Annotated in this window: 26 protein-coding genes; 22 read left to right on the top strand and 4 right to left on the bottom strand. The window is 70.8% G+C overall.

Features of this window, described 5'->3' with window-relative positions; all coding sequences use genetic code 11:
• The first annotated feature begins 4 nt into the window (after positions 1-4).
• From AB0M54_RS24340 to AB0M54_RS24260, 17 genes are all read left to right on the top strand, one after another.
• A complete protein-coding gene (locus AB0M54_RS24340; protein ID WP_364473886.1) occupies positions 5-622 on the top strand; it encodes a hypothetical protein in 618 nt (205 codons plus the stop codon).
• A gap of 76 nt (positions 623-698) precedes the next feature.
• Positions 699-1274 (top strand): head-tail connector protein, encoded by a 576-nt coding sequence (locus AB0M54_RS24335; RefSeq protein WP_364473885.1) that lies wholly within the window; start codon positions 699-701, stop codon positions 1272-1274.
• A gap of 1 nt (position 1275) precedes the next feature.
• The gene (locus AB0M54_RS24330) at positions 1276-1704 is read left to right on the top strand and encodes a hypothetical protein (RefSeq protein WP_364473883.1); all 429 of its coding nucleotides are present in this window, start codon (positions 1276-1278) and stop codon (positions 1702-1704) included.
• A gap of 10 nt (positions 1705-1714) precedes the next feature.
• Complete coding sequence (locus AB0M54_RS24325) at positions 1715-2266, top strand: hypothetical protein (RefSeq protein ID WP_364473881.1); 552 nt, start codon at positions 1715-1717, stop codon at positions 2264-2266.
• Between the two features lie 2 nt (positions 2267-2268).
• Positions 2269-2991, top strand: coding sequence for a hypothetical protein (locus tag AB0M54_RS24320; protein WP_364473879.1), 723 nt, complete (start codon positions 2269-2271; stop codon positions 2989-2991).
• A gap of 12 nt (positions 2992-3003) precedes the next feature.
• Complete coding sequence (locus AB0M54_RS24315) at positions 3004-3417, top strand: radical SAM protein (protein WP_364473877.1); 414 nt, start codon at positions 3004-3006, stop codon at positions 3415-3417.
• Entirely contained in the window at positions 3417-3917 is a 501-nt protein-coding gene (locus AB0M54_RS24310; RefSeq protein WP_364473875.1) for a hypothetical protein, read from the top strand. The genes AB0M54_RS24315 and AB0M54_RS24310 overlap by 1 nt, the downstream gene beginning before the upstream one ends.
• 6 nt (positions 3918-3923) lie before the next feature.
• Positions 3924-4307, top strand: a complete 384-nt coding sequence (locus AB0M54_RS24305) for a hypothetical protein (RefSeq protein WP_364473873.1) — start codon at positions 3924-3926, stop codon at positions 4305-4307.
• A gap of 32 nt (positions 4308-4339) precedes the next feature.
• Positions 4340-4486, top strand: a complete 147-nt coding sequence (locus tag AB0M54_RS24300) for a hypothetical protein (RefSeq protein WP_364473871.1) — start codon at positions 4340-4342, stop codon at positions 4484-4486.
• Positions 4473-6431: a hypothetical protein gene (locus AB0M54_RS24295; RefSeq protein WP_364473869.1), complete on the top strand. Its 1959-nt coding sequence runs from the start codon at positions 4473-4475 to the stop codon at positions 6429-6431. Before AB0M54_RS24300 ends, AB0M54_RS24295 begins: the two co-directional genes overlap by 14 nt.
• On the top strand, positions 6431-9160 hold the full coding sequence (locus AB0M54_RS24290; RefSeq protein ID WP_364473867.1) for a hypothetical protein: 2730 nt from the start codon (positions 6431-6433) through the stop codon (positions 9158-9160). Before AB0M54_RS24295 ends, AB0M54_RS24290 begins: the two co-directional genes overlap by 1 nt.
• Before the next feature lies 1 nt (position 9161).
• Positions 9162-9707: a hypothetical protein gene (locus tag AB0M54_RS24285; RefSeq protein WP_364473865.1), complete on the top strand. Its 546-nt coding sequence runs from the start codon at positions 9162-9164 to the stop codon at positions 9705-9707.
• An 8-nt stretch (positions 9708-9715) separates the two neighbouring features.
• Positions 9716-9838, top strand: a complete 123-nt coding sequence (locus AB0M54_RS24280; RefSeq protein ID WP_364473863.1) for a hypothetical protein — start codon at positions 9716-9718, stop codon at positions 9836-9838.
• Entirely contained in the window at positions 9835-10122 is a 288-nt protein-coding gene (locus tag AB0M54_RS24275) for a hypothetical protein (RefSeq protein ID WP_364473861.1), read from the top strand. The genes AB0M54_RS24280 and AB0M54_RS24275 overlap by 4 nt, the downstream gene beginning before the upstream one ends.
• On the top strand, positions 10106-10930 hold the full coding sequence (locus AB0M54_RS24270; RefSeq protein WP_364473859.1) for a peptidoglycan recognition family protein: 825 nt from the start codon (positions 10106-10108) through the stop codon (positions 10928-10930). The genes AB0M54_RS24275 and AB0M54_RS24270 overlap by 17 nt, the downstream gene beginning before the upstream one ends.
• A gap of 2 nt (positions 10931-10932) precedes the next feature.
• Positions 10933-11334, top strand: a complete 402-nt coding sequence (locus tag AB0M54_RS24265; RefSeq protein ID WP_364473857.1) for a hypothetical protein — start codon at positions 10933-10935, stop codon at positions 11332-11334.
• Positions 11331-11624: a hypothetical protein gene (locus tag AB0M54_RS24260; RefSeq protein WP_364473855.1), complete on the top strand. Its 294-nt coding sequence runs from the start codon at positions 11331-11333 to the stop codon at positions 11622-11624. Before AB0M54_RS24265 ends, AB0M54_RS24260 begins: the two co-directional genes overlap by 4 nt.
• Here the strand turns inward: AB0M54_RS24260 and AB0M54_RS24255 are convergent.
• Entirely contained in the window at positions 11621-11812 is a 192-nt protein-coding gene (locus AB0M54_RS24255) for a hypothetical protein (RefSeq protein ID WP_364473853.1), read from the bottom strand. The two genes, AB0M54_RS24260 and AB0M54_RS24255, sit on opposite strands and share 4 nt — an antisense overlap.
• A gap of 89 nt (positions 11813-11901) precedes the next feature.
• Between AB0M54_RS24255 and AB0M54_RS24250 the strand changes: the two genes are divergently transcribed.
• Positions 11902-12255, top strand: coding sequence for a hypothetical protein (locus AB0M54_RS24250; protein ID WP_364473851.1), 354 nt, complete (start codon positions 11902-11904; stop codon positions 12253-12255).
• Entirely contained in the window at positions 12252-12512 is a 261-nt protein-coding gene (locus AB0M54_RS24245) for a hypothetical protein (protein ID WP_364473849.1), read from the top strand. Before AB0M54_RS24250 ends, AB0M54_RS24245 begins: the two co-directional genes overlap by 4 nt.
• A gap of 72 nt (positions 12513-12584) precedes the next feature.
• Here AB0M54_RS24245 and AB0M54_RS24240 read toward each other — a convergent pair whose 3' ends face one another.
• Both AB0M54_RS24240 and AB0M54_RS24235 read right to left on the bottom strand, forming a co-directional pair.
• Complete coding sequence (locus AB0M54_RS24240) at positions 12585-12830, bottom strand: hypothetical protein (protein WP_364473847.1); 246 nt, start codon at positions 12828-12830, stop codon at positions 12585-12587.
• Positions 12830-13021, bottom strand: a complete 192-nt coding sequence (locus tag AB0M54_RS24235) for a hypothetical protein (protein ID WP_364473845.1) — start codon at positions 13019-13021, stop codon at positions 12830-12832. Before AB0M54_RS24235 ends, AB0M54_RS24240 begins: the two co-directional genes overlap by 1 nt.
• A 124-nt stretch (positions 13022-13145) precedes the next feature.
• On the opposite strand from AB0M54_RS24235, the gene AB0M54_RS24230 reads away from it, so the two are divergent.
• From AB0M54_RS24230 to AB0M54_RS24220, 3 genes are all read left to right on the top strand, one after another.
• On the top strand, positions 13146-14327 hold the full coding sequence (locus AB0M54_RS24230) for a helix-turn-helix transcriptional regulator (RefSeq protein WP_364473843.1): 1182 nt from the start codon (positions 13146-13148) through the stop codon (positions 14325-14327).
• Between the two features lie 187 nt (positions 14328-14514).
• Positions 14515-14739 carry a hypothetical protein gene (locus AB0M54_RS24225; protein ID WP_364473841.1) on the top strand — a complete coding sequence of 75 codons (225 nt, stop codon included), beginning with the start codon at positions 14515-14517 and terminating at the stop codon, positions 14737-14739.
• Positions 14736-15041 carry a hypothetical protein gene (locus tag AB0M54_RS24220; protein ID WP_364473839.1) on the top strand — a complete coding sequence of 102 codons (306 nt, stop codon included), beginning with the start codon at positions 14736-14738 and terminating at the stop codon, positions 15039-15041. Before AB0M54_RS24225 ends, AB0M54_RS24220 begins: the two co-directional genes overlap by 4 nt.
• Here AB0M54_RS24220 and AB0M54_RS24215 read toward each other — a convergent pair.
• Positions 15038-15499 (bottom strand): FxLYD domain-containing protein, encoded by a 462-nt coding sequence (locus AB0M54_RS24215; protein WP_364473837.1) that lies wholly within the window; start codon positions 15497-15499, stop codon positions 15038-15040. The two genes, AB0M54_RS24220 and AB0M54_RS24215, sit on opposite strands and share 4 nt — an antisense overlap.
• Between the last annotated feature and the right edge of the window lie 68 nt (positions 15500-15567).

The following is a 15567-nucleotide window of genomic DNA, read 5'->3' as shown; positions in this document are numbered from 1 at the left end:
AACCGTGGCAGACACGCAGAAGGCCGGCGCGCAGGCGGCCGAAAAGACCGAGGCCAAGGCGGCGGGCCGCACGCCCGCCGGGCCGGCCGACACCAGCACGGCGCCCACGGAGGGCGCCCAGGCGCTCGCCGGTGACGCCTCGCTGGTGAACACCCCGGCCCGCGGCGACATCGTGGTCACCGAGGGCGCTTCGGCGCCGTTCACGACCAAGCCGGCCGACGTGCCGGTGGATCCGCGTAGCGGCCAGCCGTTCGCGGACGCCAGCACCGACGGGCTCAAGGGCGAGCACGGCACCGAGATCCTCAACGCCGGCGTGGTCGTGCCTGGCGTCGACCCCGACCGGATCCCGGTCGAGGTGACGCCGGGCGTCACCCCGGACGCGGGCGGCGACAGGCTGTTCGCGGCGGCGCTGGCGAAGGCCCCCAACCTGACGAAGGAGTTCGTCAGCAAGATGGGCATCACCGAGGAGATGCTCGCGGGCATCGCCCGCGGTGAGATCCCGCCGCCGCCCGCCATCGGCCCGATCTACACGACGGACCTCTACCTCACCCCGGGCGGTTGGCAGCAGACGCCTCCCGGTGTGCCGCCGCAGGACGTCGGCAAGAACGCCGTCATCCGCTGATCGATCCCGCGGGAGCCCGCCGCCGGCGAGGCGGGCTCCCGCGCCCTAACTCCACACGCTTCCCTGGGGGTGCTGCATGGCGTACGCGACCCTGGCGGAGGCGAAGGCCTACCGCGGTATCGACGTCTCGGACACCGAGGACGACGCCCGCATCACGGCCGTCCTGTCCGCCGTGTCCGCCGGCATCGACAACGTCTGCCAGCGCACCTTCATCAGGGACGAGGCAGAGTCGGCCCGCACCTTCGAGGTCCAGGCCGGCTGTTTCCTCGAGGTGGACGACTTCTACACCACGACCGGCCTGCTGATCTCCGGGTCGGCCTGGTCGTCGTCGGCGTACCTGCTGAAGCCGCGCAACGGTGTGCAGTCCGGTCAGTCCGGCTGGCCGTACACCAGCATCTGGCCGAAGGCGACCAGCTGGGCCTGGTGGTACGCCGGACGCGAAATCACCATCACCGCGCGGTGGGGATGGGCCGCTGTCCCGGCGCCGGTGAAAGAGGCGTGCCTGATCGCCACCTCGGACATGCTCGGCCTGAAGGACGCCCGGTTCGGCGTGGCCGGCTACGGCGAGTTCGGCCCGATGCGTGTCCGGGAGAACGGCGCCGTGATGTCGATGCTGGCGCCGTACGTCCGCGACCCGGTGCTGGTGGGCTGAGGTGGCCACCCCGACCCTGTGGGAGCTGGCCGAGGCTGTCGAGACCCGGGCGAAGACGATTGGCCTGCGGTCGAAGGCTGAGCGGCCGGGCTCGATCGACCCGCCGTTCCTCATGGTGGGCGTGCCGCCCATCCCCGACTACCGCGCGACGTTCGGCCGCGGCGAGGTCATCATCCCGAACTGGCCGCTGACGGTCCTCACCTCCGCCGAGGTCGACCGGGTCGGCCAGAAGAAGCTCGCCGAGTACCTGTCGTGGACCGGTCCGAAGTCGCTGATCCGCGCCCTGGAGAACGAGCCCACGCTCGGCGGCGTCGTGATCGACCTGAGCTGCCAATCGTCTCGCCCGCTCGGCGTCGAAGAGGTCGGCCTCATCGGCTACTTCGGCGGCGAACTACTGATCACCGTCGAAGTCTCCGGCGAAGAGGACTGAAGGGAACACCATGGCTGCGATTGCCATCTGCAAGCGGGCGGGCTGCGACGTCGAGGCGTACGGCACCGTGCTCACCCAGGGCGAGTACTCCAAGGCCGAAGGCGGTAACCCGGAGCGGGTCGAGGACTGGTGCCGCCCGCACCACGTCGAGGAGCGTCGCCTGGCCGGCCGGATCGTCGCGGTTGAGCTGCTGTCCAACCGGTACAAGGTCACCGACGTCAACGGCGAGACGAAGAAGCAGCGCGGCGACATCGTCGAGTGGGACGCCGACGAGACCGACGTCGACCTGAACTGCTCGCTGCCGGGCCTCGGTAAGCGCCTGGACGCCCCGAGCGTGGCCGAGGCGCTCGCGGCCGAGGAGGAGGCTCTGCTGGCCCGCCTGGCCGACACGCAGGCGCGCCGGGCCCAGGCCGAGAAGGCCGCGGCCGACGAGGCCCAGGAGGCGCAGGACGCGCAGCCGGAGCTGGCAACTGGCGGAGTCGTGACGGAGCCGGTGCTCGGCGGCGTCACCCGCGGCCAGGACGAGGCGCACGTATCGGCCAAGCGGGCCCCGAAGGCCTGACGATGCCGATCCTCAAGAACGTACGGTCGTGGGTCGGCGGGTACGACCTGACGACCGACCTGAACCAGGTGGGCCTCGACCTCGACCACGAGGTCCAGGACGACACCCGGTTCCAGCCGGTCGGCTCGGGTGGCGCCCGCGCCCGGGTGTGCGGGCTGGAGGACGTCTCGGCCAGCTTCACCGGGTTCCACGCGGCCCCGGTCGACGCCAACGCGTTCGCCGGCTGGAACGGCGGCCTCGACGAGCCGTGGACGATCGCGAACGACGGGGTCGAGGGCAACGCGGCGTACATCATGCGCGGCGGCCGGTTCAAGTACACGCTCGGCGACCAGGTCGGCAACAACCACAAGATCAGCCTCGACGTCAAGGGCATGAACGGTGAGACGGCCGTCGCCCGCGGCCTGGTCACCAAGACCGTCGGCACCGTCGCTGCGACCGGCGCGACGGGGACCGGGGTGCAGCTGGGCGCGGTCGGCGCCGGCCAGTACCTGTACTGCGCTCTGCACGTCTTCAGCGTGGGCACGACGATCACCGCGGTACTGGAGTCGGCGCCCACGAACGCGTTCGGCGCGAACACCACCCGGATCACCTTCGGCCCGATCACCACGGTCGGCGGCGTCTGGGGTGCGCGGGTGGCCGGTCCGATCACCGATACCTGGTACCGCCTGCGTGTCACGGCGGTCACCGGGTCTTTCTCCATCGCGGCCGTCCCGGCCATCAAGTAACGGAGGCAGACGATGCCGATCCTCAAGGACGCCCGCATCGAGATCAACAGCGTGGTCATGTCGACCGACGCGAACCAGGTCGGCCTGGACCTGAACGCCGAGGAGCAGGACGACACGGCGTTCGGCGACAACGCCCGCGCCCGCCTGTCCGGCCTGCAGGACCCGGGCCTGTCGGTCGGCTTCAACCAGAACTTCACCAACGGCGGCGTCGACCAGCTGCTGTTCGCGCTCTGGTCGGCCGGTGCGGTGGTGACGTGCAAGGTGCGGCCGACGACCGCGGCGATCAGCACGGGCAACGCCGAGTACGTGGGCGGGTTCCTGCCGTCGAAGTACACCCCGTTCGGCAACTCCGTGGGTGACGCGGCGAAGGCGAACATTCAGTGGCCGTACGGCTCGGGCACGGCGATTGCCCGCAACACGGTCTGATGGTCTACGTCCGCCTGGAGGGCAGCCTGGAGCTGCGCCGGGTGGCCGCGAGTATCAAGGCCGCCGGCGCGAAAGGCCTCGGCAAGGAGATGGCCGCGGCGCTGCGCAAGGCGGCGGCGCCGGTCCAGGCCGCCATCCAGGACAGCTTTGTCGAGTCGCTGCCGCGCCGCGGCGGGTATCGCGACCTCGCGAGCAAGTCGGTGAAGTTCCGGGCGTCCGTGCGGTCCGGCGCCCGTGCCGGGTCGGTGCGGATCGTCATGGTCGCGCAGGGCAAGGCCGAGCGCCGCGACATCCGCCGCCTCGACCGGGGCGAGCTGCGCCACCCGAACTGGGGCCGGTCCCGCAATGTGCGCGGCAAGGGCCGCGTACCGAACTCCTGGTCCACCACGACCATCCCGCGGGACTTCTTCCGCCGCGGCACCGACAAGGCCGCCGACCTCGCCGAGCGCGAGATGCGCGGTGTCCTCGACGACTTCGCCGGCCGACTGCTGAAGGGCTGACCATCCGTGCACGAGGCATCCCAGCTGAAGCCCCTGCGCTTCCGCTTCACCTACGAGCCCGACCAGAAGACGTACGGGCCGCCCGGCAGCGAGTGGTGGGTGTACGACGAGTCGGCCATCACCGCGCTGCACTGGAAGCGGCAGGCCGAGCTGGAGGAGCTGATCCACCCGCTGACGCTGCTCGAGGTGATGCAGGGCGTCCGCAACGACAGCATCGTCGGCTGCCACGCCGCGTCGTGGCTGGTGATCCACCTGGCCGACCCGGACATCGCCGGGTCGTACGCCGAGTACTCGCCGCGGGTGATGCTCATCCAGTGGTCCGGGGTGCCCGACGGCGACGAGCCTGAGGCGGCCGCCGACCCTTTGGACTCGAGCACTACGCCGAGCTAGTCCCCCGCGGAGTAGACGCGTTCCTCCGGGGCGTGGAGCCGCTGTTCACCTTCGAGGCGCACATCCCGCTGGAGCGGCTCACCGAGTGGACGCCGGCCCGGACCCTCCGGCATCTGGAGTACTTCCGAGACCGCGTCGCCGCGGCCAACCAGGGAGGTGGCGGGGATGCCGGGCTCTGACCGCCAGATCAACCTCGACCTCCTCGCCCGGGACAAGTCCGGGCCGGCCGTCAAGTCGTTCTCCGACAACCTCGACGACGCGGCCGACTCCGCCGACGACGCGGCCAAGGCGACCGACGGACTCGGCAAGGCGAGCGACAAGACCGGCAGCCGGGTCAAGCTGCTGGACCGCGAGATCGGTCTGCTCGAGCACGAGCTGCGCGGCCTGCACGAGGCGTTCGCGGACACGAGCGACGCCGCCGAGCGGATGGACATCTCCAAGGTCGTCCGCAAGATGCAGGCCGACCTCAAGCGTGCGACCCAGTCCCGGGACGCGCTCAAGGGTCTGCTGCCCGATCCGGAGCCTGAGGGCCGGTCGTTCGCCGGCAAGCTGGCCAACGGCATCACCGACGGCATCTCCGGGATCTCCGGCAAGCTCGGCGCGGCGGTCGGCCCCACCATCGGCGCATCCGTCGGCGCCGCCGCGGCGCCGATCCTGCTCGGCACCATCGCCACGGTGCTGGCCGCCGGCGCGGGCGCGGGGGTGATCGGTGCCGGGGTGATGGCGGCGGTCAAGGGTGACCCGCAGATCCAGGCGGCCGGCAAGCTGGCCGGGGCGAACTTCACCGGCGGGCTCAAGGGCATTGCGGTCAAGGAGCTGAAGGGCCCGATCCTCGACGCCCTGGCCGACCTGTCCGAGGCGGGCGAGCGGGTCAACAAGAAGCTCGGCGGCGCGTTCGACAAGCTGGCGCCGAGGATTCGGCCGTTCACCAAGGACATCATCGCCGCGGGCGAAGCGGTCAGCGGCGCCCTGATCGACGAGGCCTCGGACGCGGGCCCGGCCCTCGACGGTCTGGGCGACTCGGTCCGGATCGTCGGCGATGGTGTCGCCGACTTCGTGCGGATCGTGGCCGACGGCGGCCCGGAGGCGGCGTCCAACCTGCGGCTGATCGCCGGGGTGACGGCGGACCTGCTCCGTCAGACCGGCTTCATGATCCGGGCGTTCAACGAGCTCGGCAACAACCCGTGGATCACCGGCCCGCTGCTGCCGCTGCTCCGTAAACACTACGACGACGCGGCCAAGGGCCAGAAAGATCTGGCCGGCGGCGCCCCGGCAGCGATCGACGGGATCGGCCTGATCGGCGGCGCAGCCGAGGAGGCCGCGCCGAAGATCCAGTCGGCGGCTGACGCGATCAAGGAGTTCACGAACAACAACCAGGACCTGTTCGACTCGACGACCAGCGTGGCCGCGGCGCTGGACAAGACGGCCGAATCGATCAAGAAGAACGGCCGGACCCTCGACGAGAACACCGAGAAGGGCCGCAACAACCGCGAGGCCCTGTCGAACCTGGCGACCCAGCTGAACCGCAACTACGAGGCCAGCCTCAAGGTGAACGGCGAGGGCCCGAAGACGGACGCCGTCGCCAGGTCGAACACCCGCCACTTCGTCGACATGGCCAGCAAGATGACCGGCTCCCGCAGGCAGGCCATCGAGCTGGCCAACAAGCTGCTGGCAATCCCCAACGTGCAGCGCACGGTCACCATCAACGGCCTCAGCGCCGCGCAGACGGTCGCCCGCCGCATCAAGGAGACCCTGCGGGCGATCAAGGACGAGCACGTCAACGTCATCTACGACAGCGGCCAAAGCTCGTCGGCGCTGCGGGCCGCCTACAACAAGAACGCCCGCGAGTACGGCGGCCCGGTGAAGGCCGGCCACGCGTACGTCGTCGGTGAGAAGCGGCCCGAGGTGTTCGTGCCGGACCGTGACGGCCGCATCGTCCCGAGCGTGGAGCAGTACGCGCGCGCCGGGTACGGCGGCGGCAGCAGCTGGATGCGCGGCGCCACTCAGGCTGCCCCGCGGGCGCAGGCGTTCCGCCTGGCCGTGTCACCGTCGGCCGACAGCAAGGTCGCCGAGCTGATCAACTACCTGATCCGCAACGGCGACATCGCCTTGGTGCCGGGCTGATGGGCGTCGGCCGGCCGTGGGATGTGCGGGTGTGGCTCTACCCGACGGGCAGCCCGGCGCAAGCCCCTGACGCGTGGGGCCTGGAGAAGGACATCTCGGCGTACGTGAAGTACCCCGGGTCCGAGGGTGGCCAGGCGGTCACGTACTCGGCCGGCCGCCGCGGCGAGTCCGCGGTCGGTGTCGGCGCGGTGGACTACTCGCAGATGTCGTTGTCGCTGGACAACAAGGACGGCCGGTTCTGCCCGGACAACGTCATGGGCACCTACTGGCCGGACCTGGACCTGAACACCCCGATCCGGATGGGTGTGGTCACCGGCTACGACGGCTTCGACCGACCGGCGAACGCGCTGGTCGGCACCTCGTCGTCCGGGCAGACCTACACTGTCGGGTCGTCGTACGCCCGGGACGGCACTTCGCTGACGTGTGCCATCGCCAGCGCCAACTCGGCGTCCCGGTGCGTCATGACCGACGCCCAGTCGACAAACTTCGATATCACCGCGACGGCGTGGGTGACCGCCACCGCGACCGGCGGTGTGCTGTTCTCCTCGGTCACCCAGTACATCGACGCCAGCAACTACGTGGCGCTGGGCATCGACTTCCGCGTCGACGGCACCATCGACGCGAAGATCCACCACACCGTCGCGGGCAGCTTCAGCACCATCGCCACGGTCACACTGGGCGTCGCGTACGCCGTCAATCAGCGGTTCCGCATCCGCGGCATGCGTGACGGCGCAACGGTTTACCTCAGGATCTGGAAAGAGGCCGACCCGGAGCCGGCCACCTGGACGACCTCAGCGACCGAGACCGGAGTCGTCGGCGGCAACCTCGGCATCTGGACGTGGCGCACCAGCGGCAACACCAACGCGGGCACCCAGTTCGGCTACGACGACCTGCGCATCATCGGCCTGGAGTTCACCGGCTACGTCACCGAGTGGCCGACCGAGTGGGACATGACCGGCCGCAACAGCTGGGCCGCCATCAAAGCGGCCGGGATCCTGCGCCGCCTCCGGCAGGTGAAGACCGGCGCCCTGGAGTCTCCACTGCGCCGGCAGCTGCCAGCGTTCGGGCCGGTGGCGTACTGGCCGCTGGAGGACGGCGAGCGGGCCACGACGTTCGGCTCCGCGGTCCAGGGCCAGCAGCCGGCGAAGTACACCCAGGTGACTCCGGCTGCCGACAGCAGCCTGCCGGGCGCGCTGGTGTCGCCCACGCTGAACGCGGCCGCCGGGTCGATCACCGCCTACTGCACGAAGGTGCCGACGACCAACGGGTTCGCGGTCATGTGGCTGATGAAGCCCACCCCGAACCCGGCGGTCAAGACCCGCATCGGGCAGGTGCTGTCCGGCAAGGGCCCGGTCTACCGGTTCGAGGCGAGCATCAACATCGTCGCCGGGTCGGGCGTGTTCTACATGGACGCCTACGACGACTCAGGCGTGCTGGTGACGTCCAGCTCGTTCGGCGCCCCGGAGATCACCGACTGGTCGACGACGTGGCACGCGTTCTGCCTGATCACCCAGCCGGACGCCGCGCCCAGCACGTACCTGGCGACCCTGCTGCGCTACCGCCTGGGCGACCCGATCGCGTGGTTCACGCAGAACACGTACGCGTCGACGATCGCCCCGCAGGCCCGGGTCGTCACCCTGGGCGGCACCTCGTGGGACGGCAGCTCGTACGCCCACCTGGGCATCTTCCCGAACACGCTGCCGTTCGTCAGCTACGCCTTCTTCAACGCCGCGACCGCGTTCGACGGCGAGAGCATGGACGACCGCGCCGACCGGATCAGCGTGCAGGCCGGCATCCCGGTCGCCGTCGAGCCCGGTACGACCGTCGACCTCGGGCCGCAGCCCCGGGTCCGGCCGATCGACATTGTGCAGGCCGGCGTCGACGCCGACTTCGGCCTGCTCTACGAGTCGGGCAACGGGCTCGGGATCCGGCCGCGGGAGGCCCGCCGCAACCAGCCCGTCCTGATGAACCTGTCGGTCGCCGCCGGGCACATCGCCGAGCCGCCCCGCCCGATCCGCGACGACCAGCGCATCCGCAACAAGATCACCGTCACCCGCGACGGCGGCTCGTCGGTGACCTCGGTCGACGAGGACCACATCGAGCGGGTCGGCGAGTACGAAGAGTCGGTCACCATCGGCGTCCACGACGACCGGCCCCTGCAGGACCACGCCGACTTCCGGCGCTTCACCGGCACCCGGCCGGGCATGCGCTGGTCGAACATCGCCCTCGACTTCGCCCGCAACCCGGGACTGCTGCCCACGTGGCGGTCCCGGCAGCACGCCTTCCGGCTCACCGTGACCACCGGCCGCACGCAGGTAACCGGCGCCGACCCGGACCTGCTCGCCGACGGCTACTCGGCCACGCTGGACAACCGCAACTGGACGGTCAGCCTGGAGTGCTCCGACGCGACCGTCTGGGACACCGGCGTCTGGGACGACCCGACGGCCAACCGGTCGAAGTGGGGACCGACCGGCGCCACCCTCGACGTCGGCATCAACACCGCCGCCCTGTCGATCGCCGTGAACGCCGCGGGCGAGACGTGGAAGACCGGCGCCGTCTCCTGCTCGATCTCGATCGACGGCGAGCACATCCCGATCACCAGCGTCGCCGGCCCGGTGTCCGGGGTCTACACGCTCACCGCCTCGGCCCGCGCGGCCAACGGCGTCTCCAAGTCGCACTCGGCCGGCGCCGCGGTGACGTTCGCGAACAACAAACGGTGGGGGTTCTGACATGGCTGGCAGCGTGCAGGTCGGAGCGGACGTCCTCGCGGCAGACATCAACCAGCTGCTGCTGAAGCCGATCGTGCGGCTGATCGCCCAGGCGACGCAGAGCCTCGCCAACGCCACGGGCACGGCGATGACCTTCGGCGCCGGGTCGGAGGACATCGACACCCACAACTTCCACGACGTCGCGGTCAACTCGACCCGGATCACCCCGTCTGCCGGGTGGGCCGGCTACTACCGGGTGGGCGGCGCCGTCATGCACGGCTCGCGCAACGACTACTCCGACTTCAACGCGTGGATCCGCAAGACCGCGGCCATCAACATGCCGGCCGCCCACCGCGGCGGCTACCGGTACACGCCCGGCTCCGGGTCGCTGAACGCGTCGGTGTTCGCCGCCCGCACCGAAGTCATCGTCGCCCTGGACCCGGCCAGCGGCGACTACATCGAGCTGATGGGCCAGCAGAGCAACGCGGCTGCGGCGGCTCAGCTCACCAACCAGTCCAGCCAGTACTCGACGGTGCTCGAGCTGGAGTTCCTCCGCCCACTCACGTAGGAGTCGTCATGACCGAGCCCGACCCGCAGCCGGAGTCGCCGGTGATCGGCGGCCCCGCCCTCCCGCCGCCGCCCCCGCCGCCCCCGCCGACCCAGCCCCCACCGCCGACCGACGAGGACGAGCTGCCGTGACCTGGGCCGGCCGCGGCGAGGACCGCTGGGTGTACACCGGCGACGAGGAGCGGCACCTGCTGCTGAAGGCCGGCACCCGCTACGTCGAGCTGCACGGCAGCACGGCGCACGTGTTCGACGGCCCGGCCGAGGTGGCCGACCCGGACCTGCCGCTCGACTTCACCCACGCCGGCAATGCCTGGGTGCTGACCGGCGACGTCAACGCCGCCGGCGAGGACGAGGCGTGGGACGCGATGGTCAAGTACGCCGGACTTCGGAAGGAGCCTGATGGCCAAGTCGACTGAGTACCCGGACCTTGCGTTTGTGCGGCCGCGGTCGTACACGAGCGGCCGCGACGGCAAGGCGGTCCGCTTCATCGTCATCCACTACACCGCGGGCTCCGAGCGCAGCACGAGCGCCGAGGACGGCGCCGCGTACGACGCCCGCCGTACGGACGGCACCAGCACCCACTACTTCGCCGACAGCAACTCGGTCGTGCAGTGCGTGCTGACGCGGGACATCGCGCACGCCGCCCGGCACCGCGGCAACCGGCTGGGCATCCAGTACGAGCTGTGCGGCACGCAGCAAACCCGCGCCCAGTGGCTGGACCCGGCAAGCCTCGCAACGCTCCGGAACGCCGCACGCCAGGTCGCCCGGGACTGCCGCAGGTACGGCATCCCCGTGCGGCGCCTGACAGCCACCGAAACCCGCCGGGCGTGGACGGAATACCCCAACGGCCCCAAGGGAATCGTCGGGCACGTCGACTGCACCAACGCGTTCCCGGAGGACGGCGGCGACCACACCGACCCCGGCCGCGACTTCCCCTGGGACGTGTTCCTCCAGCTGGTGCGCGACGAACTCGCGCCCGAACCCCCGAAGGAGACCGGCGTGAGCCTCAAGGACGTGGACGACTACTTCGCCAGCGCCGCCAAGGCGATCCGCAAGGACCCGGGCTACAGCAAGGAGGACAAGCAGCGGCGCGACGACCTGGCCGCCATCTTCCGGTTCGGCCTGGGCCTGGAGTTCGCCGACCAGGACATGCAGGCGCTGCCGTCCGGCCCGGTCGGCCAGCTCGGCCGGATCGAGGCGCAGACCGCGCCGGCGCCGAGCTGACCGTGCGAAGGCTGCGGCAGCGGGTCGGGCGGCGCGGGGCAGCGCTGCTGTTCTTCGCCCTGCTCGACCTGGTCTACTGCTTCGCCCTGCTCAACCCCCCGCAGCCGCTGACGGCGACGTACGTGTGGATGACGACCCTGACGCCGTTGTGGGTCTGCGCGTTGTGCTGGGGCGCGGTCGGCATGCTGTGCCTGGTGTCCGCGTTCCTCGAGCAGGACACCCCCGCGTTCGTCGGTGCGGTGGCGCTGAAGATCGGCTGGGGTCTGTTCACGCTGTTCGGGTGGATGGCTGACGCGGTCGATCGCGGGTATGTCTCTGCCGTGATCTGGCTGGCCTTCGCTGCGTTCGTCTATCTGATCGCGGGGGGTATCCCGGCAGCGCCGCCTCGCCGGGGCCGCACGTGACCGAGCTGTGGCCGCAGGCGCTCACGCTCGTCGGGATCCTCGTCGGCGGGTATCTGACCTACCTGGCGTCGCGGAGGAACAAGCGCTCCGACGCCGGCCAGCAGATGATCGATCAGCACCAGGAGGACATCGCCGCGCTGCGTACCGAGCGGGCGAAGGACAGCGAGCGGATCACCAAGCTCGAGCGCACGCAGCGCGTCCAGGGCGACTACATCGGTCAGCTGCGCAAGCACATCGTCGACGGCAACCCGCCACCCCCGCCGCCATACCCGGAGGGCCTGATCACTTAGGCCGCGGCCTCCATCTGGTCGCGGACGCCGGCCTCGTCGAGGATCCGCTCGACGCTGGTGATGGACAGCCAGTCCAGGACGTCGTCGCCGTGCACGATCCGGTACCAGGTCGACTGCCCGCGGGTGACCAGGTCGACGCGCCATTCGCCGTCGGCGGTCTGCATCGCGGGCGTCACCTTCTCGATCACCAGACCGACCGTACGCGCAGGTCAGCGCGTCGTTCAGTTGTCCCGTGAACCACAACGGTGTGGTTCGTCAAGCCTTGTCAGGAGGCGTCATGAAGAAGTTCCAGCTGAGCCGCGACCCGGCGTTCTACGTCGGCCTCGCCGCCGCCGCGATCCAGTTCTTCTCGCTGTTCGTCACCGAGCTGTCCGGCGGCCAGCAGGCCGCGCTCAACGCGGTCGTCGTCGCGCTGGCCGGTTTCGCCACCGCGCTGTGGGTGCGCCGCGACGGGCAGATCGCCGCGCTGGTCGGCGTCGCCCAGGCCGTGGTGTCCGGCGTGCTGTACTTCGGCATCGACCTGAGCGCCGAGCGGCAGGCCTCGATCATGGCGCTGATCACGCTGGTCGCCGCCGCGTTCGTCCGAACCCAGGTGGAAGCGCCCGCGCCGCCGCCCGAGGTCGTCCGGTGACCGGCCAGCAGCCGAGCGTCGGCCGCGTCGTCCACTACGTCAGCTACGGCACGCCGGGCGGCGAGTACACCTCGCAGTGCCGGGCGGCCATCGTCGCCGGAGTTCCCGAAGTCGAGCTGCCCGTTCTCACGGCCGCAGGTCCGGCCACCCAGCTCGACCTCGCCGTGCTCAACCCGACCGGCATGTTCTTCAACCGGTGCCACCAGGACGAGGCCGACAAGCGCGGCGGCACCTGGCACTGGCCCGAGCGGGTCTGATCCACAGCGACACACAGCGACACACAGAACGCCCCCCTGGCTTCGGCCGGGGGGCGCTTTTTCGCGTCCGGGCTACGGCAGCTGCGGCCGCAGGCCCGGGTCGGGCCTGCGGTACGGCTGGATGACGATGCGCAGGTAGTGCACCCGGCCGTCCGGGTCGATGTACTTCACGTACTGGCCGGCGTCCCACATGCTCGTGACCGGCTGGTCGTAGGCCTCGTACGCCGGATCCTCGGCCAGCGACTCGACCAGCTTGGCGAGCAACTGCTCCTGCGGCTCGGTGCCGGTGCTGCGGTGCGGGAAGAACGGGTCGCCCATCAGAACCAGGCCCGCGCCTCGGCCGCCGCGATCGCGGCCACCTCGTCCAGCGTCAGCCGGACAACCGGCTCGTCGGTGTTGTCGTAGCGGGCCATCCCGACCCCCTCACCGCCGACCTGCACGCCGGTACGCTCGCACATCTCCAGCGCCGCAGTCAGTCGCGCGGCGATCCGCGCCTCCAGCTCGTCCATGCCTGCACCGTACGTGCAGCCCACCCTCACCGGTACGCCCGCTGACCGCGCGTACCCTTGTGCACGGCGGTCAGTTGTAGCGGCTGGCCGCCGCCCCTGACCGCTACCAGGGACGTGATAAGCCGTGGCCGCCGACTTCGCCGAGCAGCTCCGCCGGCTCCGCAAGGAGCGCGGCCTCTCGCTGCGCGAGCTCGCCCGCGAGGCGCTGCAGAACCACAACTACATCCACCAGCTGGAGCAGGGCAAGAGGACCGCGCCCGGCCCCGACGTCGTCGAGCGCCTCGACCGCGCCCTCGACGCGGGCGGCCGGCTCATCTCCGCCGCCAGGGGTGCGGACAGCATCCGCACCCTCGACGACGAGCCGGACGCCGAGATCGAGGCCCTGGAGCTGGTCCGCCGGGTGACCGCCTCCGACGTGAGCCCGGAGACGCTCGACCAGCTTGAGCGCGCCGCCGACCGCATGGCGATGGCCTACGCCACCACCCCACCCGATCGGCTGCTGCCGCGCGTCCGCCGCCACCTCACGTACGCCAGCTCGCTGCTCGACGCCCGCAAGACCCTCGCCCAGCACCGGCGCCTCATCGTGGTCGGCGGCTGGCTGTCGCTGCTGCGCGCCACCCTGCACATCGACCTGCGCCAGGCCGACGCCGCCGACGCTCACCTCGACACGGCTACGTCGTTGGCTGGGCAGGCCGAACACACCGAGATCGCCGCGTGGGCGCTGGAGACGCAGGCGTGGGACGTCCTGACCTCCGGCGACTACCGGCGGGCGCTGTCGCTGTCGCAGCGGGCGCAGGCCACCGCGCCGGCGGGCAGCTCCGCCTACATGCAGGCGACCGCCCAGGAGGGCAGGGCATGGGCGCGCCTCGGCGACCGGGTGCAGACCGGCAAGGTGCTCACCCGCCTGGAGCGCATGGCCGGCAAGCGACCGGAGCCCGACCGGCCCGAGCACCACTATCAGTACGACCCGGCGAAGGCGCACTCGTACGCGGCGACGACCCTCGCGTGGGCCGGTGACCCTGCGGCCGCCCGCGTCGCACGCGAGGTGCTCGCCGAGCTTGAGGTCGACGGTGCTCGCCCCCGCCGGATCGCGTCTGCCCGCCTGGACCTCAGCCTGGCGCTGCTGACCAGCGGCTCGGCCGACGAGGCAGCCGCTGAGGCGCAGGCCGCGATCGGCACCGGCCGGATCGTCCCGTCGAACTGGTGGCGTGCCACCGAGGTGCTGACCGCCGTCGAGGACGCGGGGGCGCCTGAAGCCGCAGACCTCCGCGAGGTCTACGAGCTACACCGCCCGACCGCTGGCTGATCCTTGTCCGCCAGCCAGCGGACAGCGAGCGTGATCAGCGGACAGCGCCTTACTTCACTCGGCGTGCTCACTCGATAACGATCGAGGCAACGGCGGCGGTCGAGCTTCCAGCAGGGCCCGGCCGCCGCCGCTGCGAGGGGCGGCTACTCACCGACGAGATCCTCGCCCATCGGCAGGAGGGGCGCAGATGAGCGGACAGCGGTTCAAGGTCAACGACATGGTGACGCTGGAAAACCCACGCCTCACCGACCCGTACTTCATCCAGTTCCAGCGAACGGTACGGGTCCTCGATGTCATCCCCGGCGAGGACGGCGACCAGCTGCGGGTGTTCCACCGGCCGGCGCCCAACAACCCGCAGGAGTACGTGATGCCGGCCGACCGGTTCAAGCCGGCCCGGAAGGTCGCGCGGTGAGCGCGCTACCCAAGCGCGGCGACCGGATCACCATCGAGTGGCCCGGCGGCCCGCACAACTTCGTGATCAAGTTCGAGAAGCAGGTCACGGCCGAGCCACCACCCAGCCCCGGCCCGAACGGCGACGGCTGGGCCGGCTGGGTCTTTCTCCAAGGCCAGCAGCTGGAGCCGGATCAGCCCGGCCAGGAGTACTGGCGGGACCTGTTCGGCGACGACGCCGGCCCGACCCGGGTGTTCTTCGCCGAGCCGGCCGAGGACGGCACCTGGCGGATGCTGCCGATGGTGTCGGCGCGCCCGGCCTAGAGCACGCTGGCTGACGTCAGCTTGCAGGTGATCGAGCCGCTCGACGCGTCGAGGTTCGTGAGTTCCTCGGAGCGCGCGGTGTCGCCGGGAGCGATGTCCCGCACGTACGCGGTGTCGGTGTCCACGCGGGCGCCGGCAGAGTCGCGGAACTCGATGCCGATCTTGGCGGTGACCTTCTGCTTGCTGTTGTTCTTGACCGTGATCCCGACGCGGGCGTTGCCGAACTGGCTGGCGTTGCAGCTGGTCAGGTTGACGTCGAGGTCGTCGCCATCAGGGCCGGGGTTGATCATCGGCAGCAGGAAGAGGACGGCGATGCCGGCGACGACGATCCCGACGATGGTCATGGCGCCGGGGAAGGTCTGCCAGAACGTCGGCTTCGGCTTGGGCGCCGGCGGCGGGGTCGGGTATCCGGTCGGCGGCACGTTGTACGGCTGGCCTGGGACGTGGGGCGCGGTCATGTCGATGATCCTTTCGGGACTTGGGGCGGTGCGCCCGCGAGGGCGAGTGTGGTCTCCGGCCAGCGATC

Origin of the sequence: Actinoplanes sp. NPDC051470, assembly GCF_040682035.1 — a bacterium.
GTDB lineage: Bacteria > Actinomycetota > Actinomycetes > Mycobacteriales > Micromonosporaceae > Actinoplanes.
The sequence above is the reverse complement of the archived record's forward strand: the minus strand, read 5'-3'. Positions and strand labels throughout refer to the sequence as shown.